The following is a 19097-nucleotide window of genomic DNA, read 5'->3' on the forward strand; positions in this document are numbered from 1 at the left end:
TCATCATGTAATAAATACTACTTTGCGCACTATTTCCGGGTCGTTTGGAAGGCTATTTTTTAAAAGACCCTATTTTCCCGATGAGAATAATTCCTACACCAAATCCTATCATTGCCGCTCCCAGCAAACTCCAATTGGTGCTGTTAAAAGCATAAAATAGGCAAATACCTATGACTAATAGTCCAATACCTAAGATTCTGGTTTTACTCATATATACGTACTTCGCAGCACCCGTTTTAGTAATAACACCTCCGGCACTCCCATAAATGTAGTAAAATTTCTATTATACGAGGTTTTCTGCAGAAATATTTATTTTACTGGCGTACCTAATTTCTTGGAGGTTTTCATGTCCGCATAACGCGGGTCCTGGATGTAATCCTGTTTTTGCATTTTTAGGACCTCTATGCTCAAAAAGCCAAATTCGCTCACCACCTTTCCGTAAAACCTATAGATTCCCCTCCCCCGGAATGGGTACTGGGCAGCTATGGGCGGGAACAGCACCGTATCGAACACCTCTCCATATTGATCCACCAAGGTGGCAAAGTTCATACGGGTACCCTTGTGGGTCTTGGTATTTTTGACCGTTACCAAATAGCCGTAGATATCTATGTATTTATCCAGATAAGCCTCCAAGTCTCGCTTACCGTTGGTATTCTTGGGAGGTTCGGCCAAGATATCGAACGGACTGCAGAGGCTAAAACCCAAGAGCTCCAATTGGGTAAAGGCCATTTCCAGATCGGTGGTGTGTAGTTTGGGGATGGTAAAATGCTGCGGCTTGGCGGGAAACAGTTTGGGGTGTTCCAATTTCGTATTTTTAGAGAGGGACAAGTGGGCTTCCCACAAGAGTTCATGTTTGTTCACTCTGGTAAACCTAAAAGCATCTATCCGGATCAGGATGCTCAATTGCTCTATGGAAATAGGCACCCGGTCCACAAAATCGGCCAAGGACAAAAAGGGACCGTTCGCCTTTCGTTCCTTTAAAAGGCGTTCCATGACCCTGGCCTCCAATTCCCTGAGGTACATATACCCCAAATAGAGCTCTTTCCCATAAATACAATTTACGGCAACACTTTTGTTGATGCAGGGCGGGTGTATGGTGGCCCCCAGCATCTGGGCCTCGTGGATATAGAATTCGGGGCTGTAGAACCCACCTCCATTGTTGAGTACGGCAACCATATATTCCAATGGAAAATAGGCCTTTAGAAAAAGCGTCTGATAGCTTTCCACGGCATAGGAAGCAGAATGTCCTTTGGCAAAGGCATACCCTGCAAAGCTGGCCACCTGGTCCCATATTTCAAAGATCAGGGCATCGGTATACCCCTTTTTTCGGCAATTGTCCACAAACTTGTCCTTTACCTTTTGGAACTCCTCCCGGGAGCGGAACTTCCCGCTCATGCCCCTCCTCAGTACGTCTGCCTCTCCCAAGTCCAAATCTGCAAAATAATGTGCCACTTTAATGACATCTTCTTGGTAGACCATAACGCCATAGGTCTCCGGCATGATCTGCAACATCACGGGGTGTGCCTTTTCCTGTGCCCTGCCCTTCTCCCGGTGCCTTAAGATATATTCGCGCATCATCCCGCTTTTGGATACTCCGGGCCGAATGATGGAACTTGCCGCGACGAGTCCCAAATAAGTGTCTACCTCCAACTTTTTCAATAGCATTCGCATGGCAGGGGACTCCACATAAAAACAGCCCATACATTGGGCACTTTTCACCAAAGCGTTCACTACAGGGTCTGTCTTGAACCGTTTGATATCATGGATATCGAACGTCTCTATCTGTTCGGGTTGGTTGTAGGCCAAAATTTCCATGGTCTCCTTCATTTTTGCCAAGCCTCGCTGTGAAAGGATATCGAATTTAAAAAGTCCCACATCCTCGGCAATTACCATATCGAACTGGGTGGTAGGATATCCCTTGGGTGGGAGATGGGTAGCGGAAAAATAATGGATGGGCCTTTCCGTGATCAAAATCCCCCCGGCATGGATACTCAGGTAATTGGGCATGCCCTTGATCAGCTCCCCATATTTCAGGACCAAAAGGGACATCTCGTCCAATTGTGATGGATTGTATTTCCCGTCACAGAGCACGTCTATCTCTTCTTTGGGAAGGCCGAACACCTTTCCCAATTCCCGGATCACCCCCTTGACCTGAAAGGTGACATAGGTTCCCAAAAGGGAAACATGGGGAAAACGCCCAAAAATATATTGGGTCATGGCTTCCCGGTCCTTCCAAGAGAAGTCTATATCAAAATCGGGCGGATTTACCCGGTACAGGTTGATGAAGCGCTCAAAATAAAGGTCGAGTTCAATGGGATCCACATCGGTGATCCTAAGCAGGTAGGCCACAATACTATTGGCGCCACTGCCCCGCCCCACATAAAAGAACCCTTGTTTACGTGCATGGGAAACAATATCCCAATTGATGAGAAAGTAGGACACAAACCCCATTTTCTTGATCAGGCCCAGTTCTTTCTGCAAGCGCCCCAAGACCACCTCATTGGCTTCTGCATACCTATAGGGCAGGCCTTCCCTGCACAATTGTTCCAACAGGGCCTCATCGGCATCTGTATCCCCCAAATAGGTTTCCAGATTCTGTGGCTTTCGCCCCTCTGAAAAATCGAAATGGATACTACAGGAACGCAGTAGCCGTTCCGTGTTTTCTAAAATAAAACTGTATTCGGAAAAAGCCGCTGCCAAATTTTGTACCGGGAACATCTTTTCCTCTGGTCTGGCCTCCTCGGTCTGTGGCAGTTTGCTCAGCAGTACATTATTATCAATGGCGCGTAACAATCGGTGGGCATTGAAATCGCGTTTGTTCCGAAACGTAACCGGCTGCTGTACCACCAACCTATCCTTTAACTCTATGATTTTAGAAAAGGGCAATCGCCTTAGATCTGCGATAGAAATACCTATGAACTCATGTTCCAAAAAAGTCTTTTGTTCGTGTAGCAACACTTTTTCGAACGGGTAGACCAAATAGGCATTTTTAAAGGAAGGAGCCCTTGGCGCAAACTTTTTTTCCTGATGGAGGTGGTCGGACAAAAAGGTGTTCAATTCCTGATATCCTTCATTATTTTTGGCGATACCCACAAAACACTGGTCCACCCCATTTCTAAAATCGATCCCCAAAATGGGCCGCACCCCATAATCTGGTGCCTTCCGCACAAAATTAAGGCAGGCCGAGGTATTGTTGATATCTGTGAGCACCAACTGTCCCACATGGTTCTCTTGCGCCAATTGCAAGAGCTCCAGCTCGGAAAGGGTTCCGAAACGCATGCTGTAGTAGGTGTGGCAGTTGATGTACATTGTGTTTGTTTTTCAATCAAAGAATTTCAATATTTGAGGCTAACGGTACGGAAGTCTTCCTACTGCTTTCGATGTGCCAGGATGATGGGCGGCTGTCCGTTAAATGGATTCTGCATCCTCCCAATGGTCTTTGCCCCCAATCCAGAGGCCCTAAGCACACTTTTGTCTCCAAAACGCTCCCTGATCTTATCCAAAGCGGCATATAGGTTCAGTGCCTCCTCGGTATCGTCGAACAAATTGATCTGATAATTCCCCTGTACCAAATGGCTGAACCTGATCCCGATGAGCCGCACCAATAATCTTTTGTTATAAAGGGTGTTGAATAGTTCCAAAATTTTGGGAATCAGGATATGGTCTGCACTGGTAAAGGGGATTTTCAATTGCTTGGAATAGGTGTTAAAATCGGAGTAGCGAATCTTGACCGCAATGCAGGCCGTTAATTTATCACCCCTCCGCAGTTGGAAGGCGAGGTTCTCGGTCATGGCGACAAGGATTCCCCGAAGTTTAATGACATCTATGGTATCCTTGTCAAAAGTACGTTCGGTGGAAATGGATTTGCGTTCCGAAAAAGGGATAACAGGGGTATTGTCTATCCCGTTGGCCCGTTTCCAAATAACGCCCCCATTGGCACCCAATACCCGTTGCATCATATCCATGGGCATTTCCTGGATGGTCTTTACCTGCCGCAATCCCAAGTTCCGGAGTACCTGATAGGTCTTATCACCCACCATGGGTATTTTTTTAATGGACAAAGGGGCCAGAAAAGGCTTCTCATAACCCAGATCTATCTTTAATTGATTATTGGGTTTTGCCTCATTGGTAGCCACTTTGGAAACCACCTTATTGCCCGATAATCCGAAAGAAATGGGGAGACCAGTTTCTTTGATAATCCTATTTCGAAGTTCGGAGGCATAATGATAGCAACCAAAAAAACGATCCATCCCGGTAAGGTCTGCATAAAACTCATCGATACTCGATTTTTCAAAAAGGGGCACCTGCTCTTTAATGATATCGGTAACCATATCCGAGTGCTTGCTATAGGTCCCTGCATTGCCCTTGATGACCACTGCTTCCGGGCACAACTGCTTGGCCATTTTCATGGGCATTCCGGAGTGTACCCCAAACCCTCTGGTCTCATAACTGCACGCGGCCACGACCCCCCTGTCACTGGTGCCTCCCACCAATAAGGGACGGTGCTTTAACCTACTGTCCTGCAGTCGTTCTACGGACACAAAAAACGTGTCTAAATCTAAATGAAGTATCGTCTTATCCATTGCATACCAAAAAAGGGTATGCTAAATTATGGAATATTTCCAAATTAATGGAATATTTCCAAAGTATTAACATTGAAAATTATCCACCAAGCGTATCTCGTTGAATTTCAAGATGACCAAAAATAAGTATTGAAAAAGGGGCTTTTAAAAATGTGAACCGGTCAGATGATGTGGAATATAGGTATGTGTATTTGGACGCGTCCAATAAAAAGTCTTGGCTTCGTATGGACTTACCTCAAGCAAGAGAATTAACATTGTAGGGGCAAACTCCCGAAAGGACCAATTTTTGCTGGTGTATTATAGCGTATTGATATATGATTCTATACGTTCCAGAATCTCTAAAAACTCCTTTTGTAGTTTTGGGTCCTCGTATTGCAGGTCTTCTTCATAACGGAGGGCCAATCGATATCCTTCCTGCAGCCCCAAGAAGTTAAGTTTAGGTTTTAATTTCTGCACCATTTGCCTCGTATCCTTGTACTTTTTATCCTCAAGGTTTTCCAGGTAAATTTCTTTTTCTATGGGGAACTCATTCTTGATCAGCGCAATGAACTTTTTCTCGAGCACCTCATCTCCTCCGGACAATTCCCTAATATAATTTAGATGTGGTACTTCTTTCATTTTCATTTCTTAACACAAGAAGGAAGTCTATTTCTCTGAATTTCCTCTAAAATTCAACCTCAACTCTACTTGACAAAGCCAATCTATAGAATGTCCTATATAAAAAATATAAGGGCAAACCGTTTGGCGTAGTGTTCCTAATAACATTGACAACTCTACAAATGTAAGTAATTTCTTCTACTATGATGGTTTAGACCCTTACAGATGTGTATTATTTTCTAATGTCCCGATAAGTGTTAGAAAATAATCTAAGCGTTGAGACCGTTAAATACTTTCGGTTACACAAAGGAGCGGAAAGTTCAATAGTAAGGCATTCTCCTTTCATATATAAAAACAGGGAATCCATAAAAAATAATGATTGTTAGATCAATCTACAATTTGCATTTTTTTCAATAGAAAGGAAGCATTCATATTCTGGCATACCCCCTCTTTGAACTTATAATCAAAATGAAGCTCCCCGTCCAAGATTTCGGCATCAAAATAGTGGTTTTCCACTTGGGGTAAGGTTTTGGATGCCTCGCATAGGCTTAAATCATGTGTAGCAATAATACCAGTTGCTTTGGAGCCTATCAATTTTTCTACAAATTTTCTGGATCCAATGGCCTTGTCCGTACTATTGGTCCCCTTTAAAATTTCATCCAAAACAATAAAGTAACGATCGGTTTGGATTTGATCCACAATAAATTTGAGTCGCTTTAACTCAGAGAAAAAATAGGATTCATCATCCGTCAATGAATCAGAGGTCCTCATGCTGGTAATCAATTTTATAGGGGAATAGGTTGCCTTACTGGCACAAACAGGTAATCCCATATTGGACATTACTATTTGAAGGGAAACTGTTCTTAGAAAGGTACTCTTTCCTGCCATATTGGCCCCTGTAATAATCAAAAACTGCTCTTTTTCAATTAGAAAATCATTGGTTACACTCTTTTTGGGATCCAATAATGGGTGTGCGGCATCAGCAGCTTTCAGAACCACAGCATCATCGGTCAATTGAGGAAATGAATACTTGGGATGGTTAAAGGCAAAATTCCCCAAACTGTTATAGGCATCAAAAAATGCAATTGTATCGAACCACTGGCCCACCTCCTGCCCATAGGTCTTGATCCATTGCTCTATTTTAAATGCTTGTTTCAGGTCCCACAACAAAAATCCATTCCCTACAACACCAAAGAACATATTGTTGCGCTGATCCAAGGCCCCCAGCACCCGTGCAAAATCATTCAATACCAAAGAAGTTTTTCGATCCTCCCTGGACACCATGGCTTTTTTGTTTCTTAAAAGTTCTGAGGTAAACTCTGTTCTTTCAATTTCTGAAATTAGCTTTTGATATTGTTGAAAAACGGTTTGGACCTTTCCTGTTTGTGCTGCCAAAGTATTGATCTTACCCAAAAAAGACCCGGAAATCCCCAAGCCCATAAAAAACCAAAAAGCCAACATATATCCTGACACGATATCCATAAAATAGAGAACCGCCACCAAAATTGACAGCGCGGAAAATACCATCGGGACATATTTCATCACCTTGGGAACAAAAAAGGTATAGGCATTCAGCCAACTGCTAATTGTCTTTGCCGCTATTTCAGTTTTTACTAAAGAAGCTTCGGCAGCATATTGTTGACGCCATTCCGCCATCTGTGACAATTCTTTGATGCCCTCCTGATTTTCTGCGATGCCATCAATACTATTTTCAGTGAACAATTGTGCCAATTTCTCGGATCCCTGTTCCAATGCAGTCCTATTGGTATACTGAAAAAAAGAACCTTTCCCGAACAAATCGATATCCTGACTGAAATGGTGCATTGGGTCCGCAAACCTGCTTCCATCCGGCATCCCTTTGTAATCCCTGTTTAGGACTTTTAACTCCGTTTCGTTGATCTTAATTAAGGCTAAAATCTTATCCTTTTTATTTGCTAAATCGGCATGACGGGAGACCAGGTATACAAATACCATAATAGTTACAAGCACTATTGCTATTACTGCCTTGTTATTTCCCAAAAATAAATATATCCCTGTCAATGCTCCTAAGAATACAAGCAGACGCAATATACTTGAAGCCAACAACAGCTTCTTTATATGGGATAATTCTGCAGTATGTGTTGAAATTAAATTCCTGTAAAAGGCAATTAGGTTTTCCATTCTGGGATTTGAAGTTTACTGTTCTCTAAGACGGCAAATATACCCATATTTAAGATGCTTACAGGGCATCCAATTCTGCCTTTAACTTTTTGGTAAGACCTGCAACCACAAGATCATACGAATCATCTATCATCTCCATGATCAGGGAAGCAGGCAAATAATTTTCAATATAAATAGTATTCCAATGCGTTTTACTCATGTGGTACCCGGGCATGATAATACCATCATGAATCTCCCTAAGTTCAATGGCCCTTTCAGGATCGCACTTTAAGTTAACTTGGGAAGGGATCCTTTCAAGGGGAGCCAATGCAAACATTTTTCCCATGACTTTGAACACCAAAGTATCCGCATCAAAAGGGAATTCCTCTGTCACTCCTTTTTTGGCAATGCAATAGGCTCTAAACGCTTCAATATCCATATCCTATAAATAAGTGGCCCTGACTGACCGGATGAATTAATTCTCTAGACAATTATTGCTATATTCCCATGGCATCATAAACAACCACCTTGTCCCAAAGATCTTGGGATTCCTCTATAAATATTAAATGAGCTTCTTCCTTTTGATAGTTTTCTTGGGCTTCTGCCGATTCAAAACTCAGGACCAAGGAATAAGTAAAAGAATCATCAACTACATCTCGGGTCGCCTTGGGTGGCCTTCCAATGAATTGGGTCTTGGCATATTTGGAGCTATCCAAAAATTTTCTGAGAGAAACCTCAAACTTTTTATTGGCAACCTCATTTGCAGGGTCTTTCATCCAAAAGAAAACAGTGTGCACATAGTTGGGATCAAAATCTTGTACAATTCCATTTTCCTGGGCCTTACCTACCATACTGACCAATACAAAGCCCAACAACAATATTATTTTTCGCATATTATTTTTCTTTACTTTCTATTATCTGTTTTTCCCTATCACTCATCTGCAATGCGGAATAATCCAAGGACCAGCCAATTGTTTCCACAATTTTCTCTATCAAGAGAACAGCCTCCAATGCTTCCTTTCTCGCAGAATCCATTAATCCACTTTCTGGGATTTTCTCCCTGATATGTTTTTTCGCCTCTTTGTTCAAAGTGGTCAGGTCATCTGGAGAAAAGGAATTGAACAGTCCATTTTTAATATCATAAAATTGCAGATCGGGCTCTATGGACAATATTTCAGGTTGTGGAAAATTGATCAATATGATCTTTTTCTTTTGCGTGTCTGCGTGCATTTTCACCTTTTTAAGATCGTACCCAATATGGGCTTTTGCATTTATTACGATCAAGGCTTTCTTTTTACCGCTCCATAGACTTTTAAAGCCTCCTTTGGTATTTTCATACCTATAGATTTCGGCAAATTCCCCTTCTACGGAAACCAGTCTACAAACACTTTTGATCTTGTCTAAAAGCACTATGGACTGATGCTCTGTAAGATCTTTTCTGCTCTTCTTCCGGAAATAAGAAAACACCCAATAAGTTGCTATGGTTCCCAAAACCAGACCAAAAAATATTTCTAAAATATCATCCATATATGCTATTGTTACTCTCTATTGGATTACTACCTCGGTATATATTGCAAGACCACTAATCCTTACTTCACCCCTCCTTGTCCAATATTTTATAGAGCACTGGTCTACTGGGACTGGCATCATTTTCGAAGGGTGCTACCTGTAAGTTCAGAAAATATTTTCCATCCTGTATCGTATTCGCCACAAAAATAAATTCTGTGATCGTAGCCTTATGCCTTATTGCACCCTTAACATTCCAAAAAGCCTTGTGTGCCAAGAGTTCCCCATTATCCTTTTCCTTATCCACGGATGGCAGATCTACAAGTAAATGCTCAACCCCGCTTTCCACGAGAAATTCGGCTGCCTCTTCCTGCAGGTAGGGTGGATTGGTATTGGAATATTGCCTGGAAAGCTTATCCGATAAATTTGGCAGGGTCCTGATAATAACGGCCTGCCTCCTTTTATTCCCTAGGGCGTACTTTAGTTGTTTCTTGGAAATAATAAAATCCCCTTTTTGCTTTTCTGGTGCAATAGTGATCACTTCCGCCATAAAGAAAAATTGATCAAACTTTTTGTTCAAGGAATGAAACTCTTCTGTAATATGCCCTACACACTCGGTATGTGTTCCATGTGCGTGGGGGTTAAAGGAAATGTCATTGAAATTGGTTGAGGCGCCTTCCGTAATCTTTCCAATGAATTCACCTTCGGTATGGGGAACAATTTTTGGCGGTCCTACATACCAAGCATTAACATTGGTAGCATTCCCACGTATTGGTATGGAAATATCCAATGGATTCAATAGATCAATATTGTAATTTTTAGTATTGTATGTAATTTTAGCTGTCAAGTGTTTATTTTTTTATTGTTCTAAATTAATAAGAAACAGGTCACTGGCAATTCCATCGCTTAAAAACTTGCCTTTTTTGGATACCAAGAGGGTATCCCCTTCCAGGAACAACAACTTTTCCTGTATGTGCTTTTCCGCTTGTTGGAGGATATAATCATGATAACCCTCCCCAAATTCGGTTTTGATGCGATTCAAGGACACTCCCCAAATGGTACGCAGGCCTGTCATTACATATTCATTGTAAGTATCGGTCGTGCTTAAAACCTCTACCTCCATGGGCAGCACTTCCTCTTGTATCGATTTTATATATTTAGGGTTGTTGGCAATATTCCATCCCCGGCGTTGCCCATCAAAGGAGTGTGCAGACGGACCAATACCCATATATTTTTTACCTTGCCAATAAGCCGTATTATTTTTGGAATAATACCCAGGTTTCCCAAAATTTGAGATCTCATAATTATCAAAGCCAGCATTGGCAAGCGTATCGGTCAAGATGGTATAATGTTCCTGTGCCTTTTCATCATCGATTGGTGGAACAACCCCTTGCTCTATAAACTTTTTTAGGGCCGTTTTGGGTTCTACCGTTAAGGCATAACTAGAGATATGGGGAATGTTGAACGATAATGCCTTTTTGATATTCTCTAGCCATCGTTCATTGGACATTTGGGGAACTCCATAAATGAGATCTATAGAGATATTATCGAAATATTTAGAAGCTTCCTTAATACAGTCCTCCGCCTCAGCGGCATTATGTGCCCTATTCATCAGCTTTAAATCGGCCTCAAAAAAAGATTGGATCCCAATACTCAGCCTATTGATAGGGGAATCTGCCAGTTCTTTTATTTTTGAACTGTCAAGGTCATCCGGATTGGCCTCCAAGGTAATCTCCGGGTTTTCAATTACCTTATAATAATCGTATACAGTTTTTATGATTGTATTGATCTCAGGCGTGTTTAAGACGGATGGTGTGCCTCCGCCAAAATAAATAGTGCCTACTGTTTCTCCTTTAAACTCGTCCTTACGCAGCTCCAGTTCTTTCTGCAAGGCCTTGATCATGGCTTCCTTTTTTCCCAAACTTGTGGAAAAATGGAAATCGCAATAATGGCATGCTTGTTTACAAAAAGGGATATGGATATATATTCCGCTCATTTCATTCGATTGTAGCTTCGAGACGCTTTGGTGATAAGATTTATTTTTTAACCCGTTTCTCGTTTTGTTTTACAAAAGCATCCCACCCCGAATAACTTTTCCCAATCTCTATTCTTCCCTCATTATAGAAATGGCATACGGCAGCAGCGAGGCCGTCCGTACTATCTAAATTTTTCGGGAGGGATTTCAACCCCAAGGTACTTTGCAGCATCCGGGCAACTTGCTCCTTACTGGCGTTCCCGTTTCCGGTGATTGCCATTTTAATTTTTTTGGGGAGGTATTCTGTGATGGGAATCTGTCTGGAAAGTCCGGCTGCCATGGCCACTCCCTGGGCCCTTCCCAATTTGAGCATGGATTGTACGTTTTTACCAAAAAAGGGTGCCTCGATGGCAATTTCATCGGGATGGTACGTATCGATGAGTTCTATGGTGCGTTCAAAAATTAGTTTTAGTTTAATGTAGGGGTCGTCATACTTTTGAAGCAACAGTTCGTTCATCTGCAAAAACTCCATTTTCTTGTTCACCACCTTGATCAGGCCAAAACCCATAATGGTGGTCCCAGGGTCTATTCCCAATATAATTTTCTCGTTCGCCAAAATTTTATTTTGTGTTCAATACAATGGGTATCCTAAACTTTGTGCTTACAGGAATACCTCTTTTTAATGCAGGTGCCACAGGCGGCAGGGTCATCAAACTTCTGGTAATGATTATTTCAAATTCTGGGATTTGATCCTCAACCCGGGCATTCTTGTCCATATGCAACAACGAAATGGCCCCCATTTTATCAATCTTGAAATCCACATGAACCGTATCGTGTACATCGCCTTCCAACTGATATTCAAATTCATTCAAGGTTGCGGAAAAATGTCTTAGCAATGTGGCTTCAAAACACTGTTTCTGACCTGTGATGCTTGCTACCTCATCACAATTATCAAAAAGCGGGTACTGGTCCACCCCATTCCAATCAATGGTTTGCATTTCCTGATCCACCAGTCTTTTGGTTCTGACCTCCTTGGAAGGAAACCAGTCGCAAGCGGTTAAGATACACAGAAGACATAAAATTCCATACTTACGCATGTATATCAAATTCTTTGTGGAAAATTACAATTTTTTAGGCAAGTGGAAGGCATAATCCTTCACCTATCCGCCTTAACCAACGCCTACTTTAATCTACACCCCCCTATTCCTGTTTTTTTTGGTACCGAAAAAGCAATTGGGATACGGGGATAAGCATCAAGCCTGCAAAAATAAACAATATAAAAGATATCCTCAGGTCAAAGGCATGGGCCAGGTACCCGATTAGTGGTGGACCAATGAACATGCCCAATATCCCATATGTCCCAATGATGGAAATCACCATCCCTGCAGAATATTTCTTGGAGGTTCCCGCTAAGGTCATAGTCATTGGGAAAATAGATGCCGCCCCAAACCCTACGACACAGAAGCCAATCATAGCAGGCCAAAAGAAAGGAAACACGATGATCATTAAAACTCCAGAAGCTATCATTAATGCACTGAGCAAATAGGTTTTCTCTACCCCTATACGATCTATTATAAAATCTGAAAGAAATCTGGAAAGTGCCATGAAAATCATAAAAACTAAGTAGCCCAAGGTGAACACCTTCACTCCTATGACTTCTTTGAAATATACCCCGCTCCAATCGTACATGCCGCCTTCACACAATGCCGCCAAAAAAATAAGGATACCCAAATTCAGAATAAACGGATCGGGTTTCCCTATGATCAATTTATTGCCATGTGGGGATCTATCGTTTCTCAATAACAGCTTAAAGGCCATGATGGCCACCAACAAGACTACCAGGGAAACAGCCATTAAATGGACCGCCATGGATACTTGTAGTTTCACTAAAAGAGAAGAGACACCAACCCCAGCTATTCCCCCTGTACTCCAAATACCATGAAAACTACCGTTAATTTTTCTATTGAACAGCTTTTGTAAGGTAATGGCCTGGGTATTCATTGCGATATTCAGGATGCGCATACTAAAGGAGAACAAACATATCGCGACTACTAACATTAACGGCGTTTTAGCAACTCCAATAGCGGTAAGTCCCAGACTAAAAAAGAAGAAAGAGACCAATAAGGGAATCCTGCTATCAAATCTAGATACCAGCCATCCAGAAATGGGCAGACCTACTAATGAGCTTATGGGCATGGCCAGTAAAAGACTTCCCAATTCCGCTTCATTAAAATTAAAAATGGTCTTGATGGTGGGGATTCGGGAAGCCCAAGTTGCAAAGCAGAAGCCCGATAGAAAAAAATAAATACTTAACGTAATCCGCTGTTTGCTCTTTACATCCATCCCTGTCACAAAAAATGCAAATATCGCCAAGTATATTTGAAAAAAAGGTTCTTATGGGATCCAATTGAAAAAATTAATCGCTAGACAATGAACTTTGAGGTCAAGGTATTCACGAAAAGAATATTACCCACCTTATCATAGCCTTCAAACATTTCAATTCCTTGGTCAGATTTTATCATACCCTCGTGAAAGCCTATGAGGGTTAAGTCCGCATCGATGGAAATATCATTTACCAATTGCTTTATATTTACACCTTCCTCCATAGCAATGACCCGAATGTTCTTTGCGGAAATGGGCAATCGACCACTGGAGGTGAGCTGAATGAGATTTTCCTCTTCTTCCTTTAATTTCTCCTTCGGAAAAGTGGCAAATATTTTTATCTCCCCCTTTTTCCAATCTGGATGGCCCAAAATAATATAGGACAGCAATATCATAAGATTTGCATTCTCGTAATCGGCTCTCCTGATCCAAACATGGATATCCTTTTTGTACCCAAATCCCTTATCCGAACTCGCCAATATGCACAGATCATATTTGGCCGTTTTTAGGACACTGTAATTATCCACAATAATGGAAAGCCAATCAATTTCGCCTTTTTTATACTCAAAGAGCATCATATTGTTGGGCTGCCCAGAAATTCCTGGTTGCTGTATGGCCTGTATAATTGCCCCGGTATTGGAAGGGGATATCAGGGTCTCCAAATAAACGTTGGATTTACTGTTGGAAGCTATGGTGATCAGTTTTTTCAATTTTTCCTCAGCCTTCAATTTGGACTCTTTTGAAAAATAGGCCTTTTCAAAATGGATATAGGTACCAAAGCCATATCGATGGGATATCCATTTCATCATTTCCAGGGCGCTATATCTTTCAAAACTGTCCTTGGACAAACAAAGCACCGCGGGGCGCCAATCTTCTTCTTCCTTGACCTTTTCAGATTTTTGAAGGAATACCTGTATTGTTCTACTGAACTGATGGATGACTCCTTGAAAGATACTGGCCATTCCCTTTTCGGTATCACTCTTTAAGGAAATGTAAAAATAAAGAGCCACCATTAAAAGTATGGCTGCAAAGGCATACGGTGTATTGATCTTGAACATTAAATAAACACACATGATGGCCCCTAATAGGGATAGGTACCATTTTGATTTAAAGGATGGCCTATAGGACGGATCAGCCGCAAAATGCTGCATAAAGGAAATTAGGCAGAGCGACCCATAGGTCACCATAAAAAACATGGAAATAATTTCTGCCACGGCATTGACATCACCCATTAAAACAAATATCAAGGCAATCCCACTTGTAAGTATGGTGGCATTCCTAGGCTCGTTCGTTTTCTTGACCCCTTTAGACACCCAAAAATTAACATACCTGTTATGAAAAACCTTATCCCCCCCTATGGCCTGCAAGGTCCTAGGGGCCACCATAAAAGATCCCAGGGCAGAGGAAATGGTAGCTGCCGCAAGACCTATGGGAATTATAGGACCCCAAAGGGCTATTTTACCCATGACCAATTGATCGTTGACAAGATCTGCCGGACTAGCCGAACTGGCCAATTTATAGGCGATGAACACATAGACCACCATCCCAATAATAGTTGCAGCAAGGGTTCCCAAGGGAATGGATTTTTTAGGATCCCTCAAATCCCCGGACAGACCAACCCCTGCGGTCATTCCCGTAAATGCGGGAAAAATAATGGCAAATACATAGAAGAAACTTTTATCGGAAGTGACCCCTTTAAAGATCAAAGAGCTATCAAAAACATCGGAATACGCGGTAGAACCCATAAAAAACAGGATCAGGGAAATGGCGAGGATGGCTGCGACCACATAAAGCGCCTTCATCCCCAAAGTGGCACCCTTGGTTACCATGAGCCAAATCAGTACCAGCAATGCGGGAATACTAAACAGTCTATTATCATATAGCTCATAACCAAACTCGCTTATCACCCATGGTTTAATGGCCTCAAAAGCCTCGGCAAAGGCAATGACATAAAATGCAACACTTATGGCCTGTGACAAATAGAGGGCAATTCCAATGGCCGCACCAATATTTACCCCAAAAGATCGTGAAATGATAAAATATTCACCTCCCCCTTCCACTTTTTGATTGGTTGCAATTTCTGCAAGGGCCATGGCCGTAGGGATCGTTACCATATGACCAATAAGGATGATCATTAAAGTGCCTGCGAAACCGACAGAGCCCACGGCAAAGCCGAATCTCAAGAACATCACTGCCCCCAAAATAGTTGAGATTGCCGTTAAAAATACCGGGAGTGTCCCAAAATTGGCTTTAGCTGAGGCAAGTGTTTTACTCATGATCCCATTTATTAAGTCGCTTACATGAAATAAGTTACATAATAATCAGAACATTTAAGTGAAATGGAGTATTATTATCTCCTATCACAGCTCTAAGAATTTTGTACGACCATTAAAACAGCGGAAATCATATTTTAGTCCTTCTCCTGTACAGCAACACAGCTTTAAAAATCTTTCAGTAGGCATCCATTTTTTAGGGCAATTGCATGGGCACTTCCATAACCAAAACCTTGGTATCCGAATCCGCTTTGAGCTGAATCCCGTCCACATCCCAAATACCAAAACCATCCCGTTTGTTCAAGGCCTGCCCATTAACGGTGACGTCTCCTTCCAGGATAAAAACATAGACCCCATTTCCCGTCTTGTGAATTTTGTATTCCTGGGACACCCCGCCCTCCAGATTTCCCATGAAAAACCAAGCATCCTGATGGATCCAAACTCCGGCATCTTCAGGATTAGGAGATAACACTTGATACAATTGATTCTTTTTTTCAAGGTCACCAATGGAAATTTGATCATACCTAGGGGTGACATTTTGTTTGTTGGGCATCACCCAGATCTGCAAAAATTTCACGGCACGATCCCTGTTCTTGTTTTGCTCGGAATGGGAAATACCAGTACCGGCACTCAAGACCTGCACATCACCCTGGCTAATGACCGCCACATTCCCCATACTATCCTTATGCTGTAAATCCCCTTCCAACGGAATGGAGATGATTTCCATATTACTATGGGGATGGGTTCCAAAACCCATTCCGCCGTCCACTATATCGTCATTTAGAACGCGTAGAACACCGAAATTCATACGTTCCCTATCGAAATAATTGGCAAAACTGAAGGTATGGTGGCTATCCAACCACCCGTGATTGGCATGACCCCTTGTATTGGCTTTATGAAGAACAGTATTTTTTTCCATGACTAATTTTAGGAACAAAAATAAGCTCCAGTCCTTATAATGACTATTAAAATTGTCTTAAGATATCATCGTTGATGCCGATAATAAGACTCCTTTTAGAAAGAATGAAAAGCCTTTAAACAAAAAAGCCCCACATTTCTGTGAGGCTTTGTACCTTGGGTGGGAATCGAACCCACACGTCAAAGACACTGGATTTTGAATCCAGCGCGTCTACCAATTCCGCCACCAAGGCTAATTTTGGACTGCAAAAATAGAAATTATTTTCATTTTCACACAAAAAAAATCAATATTTATATCTGCTCAACCCAATTAATTTCTAAATTTGCACCTCGTTTGATAAAAACGTTGAAAATAAACACTTTAAGCATGTCCTATCAAGTACCTGAACCTAAAATTTTTGCTTGTACCCAAAGTACAAACCTTGCGGAAAGGATTGCAAAATCATTTGGATCCGATTTGGGAAAAGTGATCTTTTCCAGATATAGTGATGGAGAGTTCCAACCATCGTTTGAAGAATCGGTACGAGGGGCTAGGGTATTTATTGTAGGCTCTACGAATCCAAGTTCTGAAAACTTAATGGAAATGCTGTTGATGTTGGATGCGGCCAAGCGTGCCTCAGCAAGACATATTACTGCGGTAATGCCTTATTTTGGTTGGGCCAGACAAGACAGAAAAGACAAGCCAAGAGTGCCGATTGCAGCAAAATTAGTGGCTAAAATGCTGGAAGTTGCCGGTGCAACGAGGATCATAACCATGGACCTTCACGCCGATCAGATCCAAGGATTTTTTGAAAAGCCGGTAGATCATTTGTTCGCTTCCACCTTGTTTTTGCCCTATCTCAGAAACCTAAATTTGGACAATCTGACTATAGCTTCTCCAGATATGGGCGGATCAAAAAGAGCCTATGCCTATTCCAAAGCCTTGGAATGTGATGTGGTCATCTGTTACAAACAAAGGGAAAAGGCAAACGTAATTTCCCATATGGAACTTATCGGGGAGGTAAAAGGAAAAAATGTTGTGCTAGTGGATGATATGGTAGATACTGCAGGTACCTTGACAAAAGCAGCAGATTTAATGATGGAACGTGGTGCCTTAAGCGTAAGGGCAATTACCACCCATGCACTTCTTTCGGGAGATGCTTATGAAAAAATAGAGAGCTCGCAACTATTAGAACTTATAGTAACCGACTCTATTCCCCTAAAAAAGGAAAGCAACAAAGTAAATGTGCTTAGTTGTGCAGAATTGTTCTCGGATGTGATGCAGCGCGTGCACCAGAACACTTCCATAAGTTCAAAATTTTTAATGTAACCCTAGGAAACACCTGGGTTAAGAAAGCGTATTTAATTAATAATTAATATATATAATGAAGTCAATTACAATTAAAGGATCAGAAAGAGAAAGCGTGGGCAAGAAGGCTAGTAAGGCTCTACGTAATGCTGGAAAGGTTCCTTGCGTGTTATACGGAGGGGATAAACCATTACACTTTACAGCAGATGAGTTGTCATTCAAGGAAATAGTGTACACCCCTAATGCACACACAGCTGTGATTGATTTGGGTGGAAAAAAATTAAACGCGGTATTGCAGGATATCCAATTTCACCCTGTAACCGATAAAATTTTACACGTAGATTTTTACCAGTTGTTCAGTGACAAACTAGTTACTATGAACATCCCTGTAAACTTGGTAGGAAATTCTCCAGGGGTAAGAAACGGTGGTAGATTGTTATGGAGAAAAAGGAAACTTGCCATTAAGGCACTTCCGGACAACCTTCCAGATTTCTTTAATGTGGATATCTCTACATTGAAAATTGGTGGTTACATTACTGTTGCTTCCCTTTTAAATGACGATTTTACCATTTTACACCCAGACTCAACTTTGGTTGTACAGGTTAAATCTGCACGTAACGCCGTTCTTATTGATGAGGATGAAGAAGAAGGAGCAGAAGGAGCAGAAGCTGCTGAAGGAGCAGAAGCTGCTGAAGCATCTACTGAGGCTAAAGAATAGTATCTCATACACAATACATGAAAGCATCCTAAGAAATTGGGATGCTTTTATATTTTTACACCAAATTTACATGTCCTTGCTATGTTTGGATTGTTTAAATCTTTTTTTACCAAAAATAAGACCCTATTAGAGGAAGTAGATACTATGAAAAAATTTTTAGTTGTCGGATTGGGAAATATTGGGGATGAATACGCAAATACCAGACACAATATTGGCTTCAAAATTTTGGACGAAACCGCCAAAGCAGAAGGGCTTACGTTTGAGACCCAAAAGTTGGGTGACGTAACAACCCTAAAAGTAAAAGGTAGAAGCATTCTTCTTTTAAAACCATCTACCTATATGAATCGCAGTGGCAAAGCTATAAGATACTGGATGGAGAAGGAGAAAATTCCGTTGGAAAACCTTTTGGTCATCACTGATGACATCAACCTTCCTTTTGGAACCATCCGAGTAAAAACGAAGGGTAGCGATGGCGGCCATAATGGATTAAAGGATACACAGACCAGTTTGGAAACCACCAATTACAATCGCTTTAGGTTTGGAGTCGGGGCCAATTTCGGTCAAGGCAAACAAGTCGATTATGTTTTGGGAGAATGGAATGAAGACGAGCAAAAGGCGCTTCCGGAACGCTTCACCAAGGCCACAGAATTGATCAAATCATTTGTTCTATCGGGAATTAACCGAACCATGAACCAATTCAATAATTCTTAGGAAGGGT

At 41.6% G+C, this 19097-nt stretch carries 17 protein-coding genes and 1 tRNA gene; 3 read left to right on the plus strand and 15 right to left on the minus strand.

Features of this window, described 5'->3' with window-relative positions:
- Positions 1-309 precede the first annotated feature (309 nt).
- The 15 genes from SB49_RS10245 to SB49_RS10315 form a co-directional block, all read right to left on the minus strand.
- Positions 310-3309: a DNA polymerase III subunit alpha gene (locus SB49_RS10245; protein ID WP_062056265.1), complete on the minus strand. Its 3000-nt coding sequence runs from the start codon at positions 3307-3309 to the stop codon at positions 310-312.
- A gap of 59 nt (positions 3310-3368) precedes the next feature.
- Positions 3369-4583, minus strand: coding sequence for a DNA polymerase IV (gene dinB, locus SB49_RS10250; protein WP_062056267.1), 1215 nt, complete (start codon positions 4581-4583; stop codon positions 3369-3371).
- A 297-nt stretch (positions 4584-4880) separates the two neighbouring features.
- Positions 4881-5201, minus strand: a complete 321-nt coding sequence (locus tag SB49_RS10255; RefSeq protein ID WP_062056269.1) for a hypothetical protein — start codon at positions 5199-5201, stop codon at positions 4881-4883.
- A gap of 366 nt (positions 5202-5567) precedes the next feature.
- A complete protein-coding gene (locus SB49_RS10260) occupies positions 5568-7340 on the minus strand; it encodes a MutS-related protein (RefSeq protein WP_062056271.1) in 1773 nt (590 codons plus the stop codon).
- A gap of 58 nt (positions 7341-7398) precedes the next feature.
- Positions 7399-7758 carry an MmcQ/YjbR family DNA-binding protein gene (locus tag SB49_RS10265; RefSeq protein ID WP_062056273.1) on the minus strand — a complete coding sequence of 120 codons (360 nt, stop codon included), beginning with the start codon at positions 7756-7758 and terminating at the stop codon, positions 7399-7401.
- Positions 7759-7816: 58 nt separating this feature from the next.
- Positions 7817-8212 carry a Dabb family protein gene (locus SB49_RS10270; protein ID WP_062056275.1) on the minus strand — a complete coding sequence of 132 codons (396 nt, stop codon included), beginning with the start codon at positions 8210-8212 and terminating at the stop codon, positions 7817-7819.
- Position 8213: 1 nt separating this feature from the next.
- Positions 8214-8846 (minus strand): DUF4230 domain-containing protein, encoded by a 633-nt coding sequence (locus SB49_RS10275; protein ID WP_062056277.1) that lies wholly within the window; start codon positions 8844-8846, stop codon positions 8214-8216.
- 67 nt (positions 8847-8913) lie between these two features.
- The gene (locus SB49_RS10280; protein ID WP_062056279.1) at positions 8914-9672 is read right to left on the minus strand and encodes a cyclase family protein; all 759 of its coding nucleotides are present in this window, start codon (positions 9670-9672) and stop codon (positions 8914-8916) included.
- A 12-nt stretch (positions 9673-9684) separates the two neighbouring features.
- Positions 9685-10821, minus strand: a complete 1137-nt coding sequence (hemW, locus tag SB49_RS10285; protein ID WP_062056281.1) for a radical SAM family heme chaperone HemW — start codon at positions 10819-10821, stop codon at positions 9685-9687.
- Between the two features lie 40 nt (positions 10822-10861).
- The gene (ruvC, locus tag SB49_RS10290; RefSeq protein WP_062056283.1) at positions 10862-11416 is read right to left on the minus strand and encodes a crossover junction endodeoxyribonuclease RuvC; all 555 of its coding nucleotides are present in this window, start codon (positions 11414-11416) and stop codon (positions 10862-10864) included.
- A gap of 4 nt (positions 11417-11420) precedes the next feature.
- A complete protein-coding gene (locus SB49_RS10295) occupies positions 11421-11897 on the minus strand; it encodes a hypothetical protein (protein WP_062056285.1) in 477 nt (158 codons plus the stop codon).
- Between the two features lie 103 nt (positions 11898-12000).
- On the minus strand, positions 12001-13173 hold the full coding sequence (locus SB49_RS10300; RefSeq protein WP_235537734.1) for an MFS transporter: 1173 nt from the start codon (positions 13171-13173) through the stop codon (positions 12001-12003).
- Positions 13174-13223: 50 nt separating this feature from the next.
- Complete coding sequence (locus SB49_RS10305) at positions 13224-15458, minus strand: amino acid permease (protein ID WP_062056289.1); 2235 nt, start codon at positions 15456-15458, stop codon at positions 13224-13226.
- A 193-nt stretch (positions 15459-15651) separates the two neighbouring features.
- Positions 15652-16374, minus strand: coding sequence for a pirin family protein (locus SB49_RS10310; RefSeq protein ID WP_062056290.1), 723 nt, complete (start codon positions 16372-16374; stop codon positions 15652-15654).
- Positions 16375-16525: 151 nt separating this feature from the next.
- Positions 16526-16606 (minus strand) — tRNA-Leu (locus SB49_RS10315).
- 134 nt (positions 16607-16740) lie between these two features.
- Here SB49_RS10315 and SB49_RS10320 point away from each other — a divergent pair.
- From SB49_RS10320 to pth, 3 genes are all read left to right on the plus strand, one after another.
- Complete coding sequence (locus SB49_RS10320; protein WP_062056293.1) at positions 16741-17682, plus strand: ribose-phosphate pyrophosphokinase; 942 nt, start codon at positions 16741-16743, stop codon at positions 17680-17682.
- A gap of 55 nt (positions 17683-17737) precedes the next feature.
- A complete protein-coding gene (locus tag SB49_RS10325) occupies positions 17738-18379 on the plus strand; it encodes a 50S ribosomal protein L25/general stress protein Ctc (protein ID WP_062056295.1) in 642 nt (213 codons plus the stop codon).
- Positions 18380-18523: 144 nt separating this feature from the next.
- Positions 18524-19090, plus strand: coding sequence for an aminoacyl-tRNA hydrolase (gene pth / locus SB49_RS10330; protein ID WP_442983564.1), 567 nt, complete (start codon positions 18524-18526; stop codon positions 19088-19090).
- The last annotated feature ends 7 nt before the right edge of the window (positions 19091-19097 follow it).

The organism is Sediminicola sp. YIK13, assembly GCF_001430825.1.
Classification (GTDB): Bacteria; Bacteroidota; Bacteroidia; order Flavobacteriales; family Flavobacteriaceae; genus Sediminicola.

What these genes read in the sequence shown, in the direction of transcription:
- SB49_RS10245 (WP_062056265.1), bottom strand. Translation starts at nt 3,309, where the DNA reads ATGTACATCAACTGCCACACCTACTACAGCATGCGTTTCGGAACCCTT.
- dinB (WP_062056267.1), bottom strand. Translation starts at nt 4,583, where the DNA reads ATGGATAAGACGATACTTCATTTAGATTTAGACACGTTTTTTGTGTCC.
- SB49_RS10255 (WP_062056269.1), bottom strand. Translation starts at nt 5,201, where the DNA reads ATGAAAGAAGTACCACATCTAAATTATATTAGGGAATTGTCCGGAGGA.
- SB49_RS10260 (WP_062056271.1), bottom strand. Translation starts at nt 7,340, where the DNA reads ATGGAAAACCTAATTGCCTTTTACAGGAATTTAATTTCAACACATACT.
- SB49_RS10265 (WP_062056273.1), bottom strand. Translation starts at nt 7,758, where the DNA reads ATGGATATTGAAGCGTTTAGAGCCTATTGCATTGCCAAAAAAGGAGTG.
- SB49_RS10270 (WP_062056275.1), bottom strand. Translation starts at nt 8,212, where the DNA reads ATGCGAAAAATAATATTGTTGTTGGGCTTTGTATTGGTCAGTATGGTA.
- SB49_RS10275 (WP_062056277.1), bottom strand. Translation starts at nt 8,846, where the DNA reads ATGGATGATATTTTAGAAATATTTTTTGGTCTGGTTTTGGGAACCATA.
- hemW (WP_062056281.1), bottom strand. Translation starts at nt 10,821, where the DNA reads ATGAGCGGAATATATATCCATATCCCTTTTTGTAAACAAGCATGCCAT.
- SB49_RS10295 (WP_062056285.1), bottom strand. Translation starts at nt 11,897, where the DNA reads ATGCGTAAGTATGGAATTTTATGTCTTCTGTGTATCTTAACCGCTTGC.
- SB49_RS10305 (WP_062056289.1), bottom strand. Translation starts at nt 15,458, where the DNA reads ATGAGTAAAACACTTGCCTCAGCTAAAGCCAATTTTGGGACACTCCCG.
- SB49_RS10310 (WP_062056290.1), bottom strand. Translation starts at nt 16,374, where the DNA reads ATGGAAAAAAATACTGTTCTTCATAAAGCCAATACAAGGGGTCATGCC.
- SB49_RS10320 (WP_062056293.1), top strand. Translation starts at nt 16,741, where the DNA reads ATGTCCTATCAAGTACCTGAACCTAAAATTTTTGCTTGTACCCAAAGT.
- SB49_RS10325 (WP_062056295.1), top strand. Translation starts at nt 17,738, where the DNA reads ATGAAGTCAATTACAATTAAAGGATCAGAAAGAGAAAGCGTGGGCAAG.
- pth (WP_442983564.1), top strand. Translation starts at nt 18,524, where the DNA reads ATGAAAAAATTTTTAGTTGTCGGATTGGGAAATATTGGGGATGAATAC.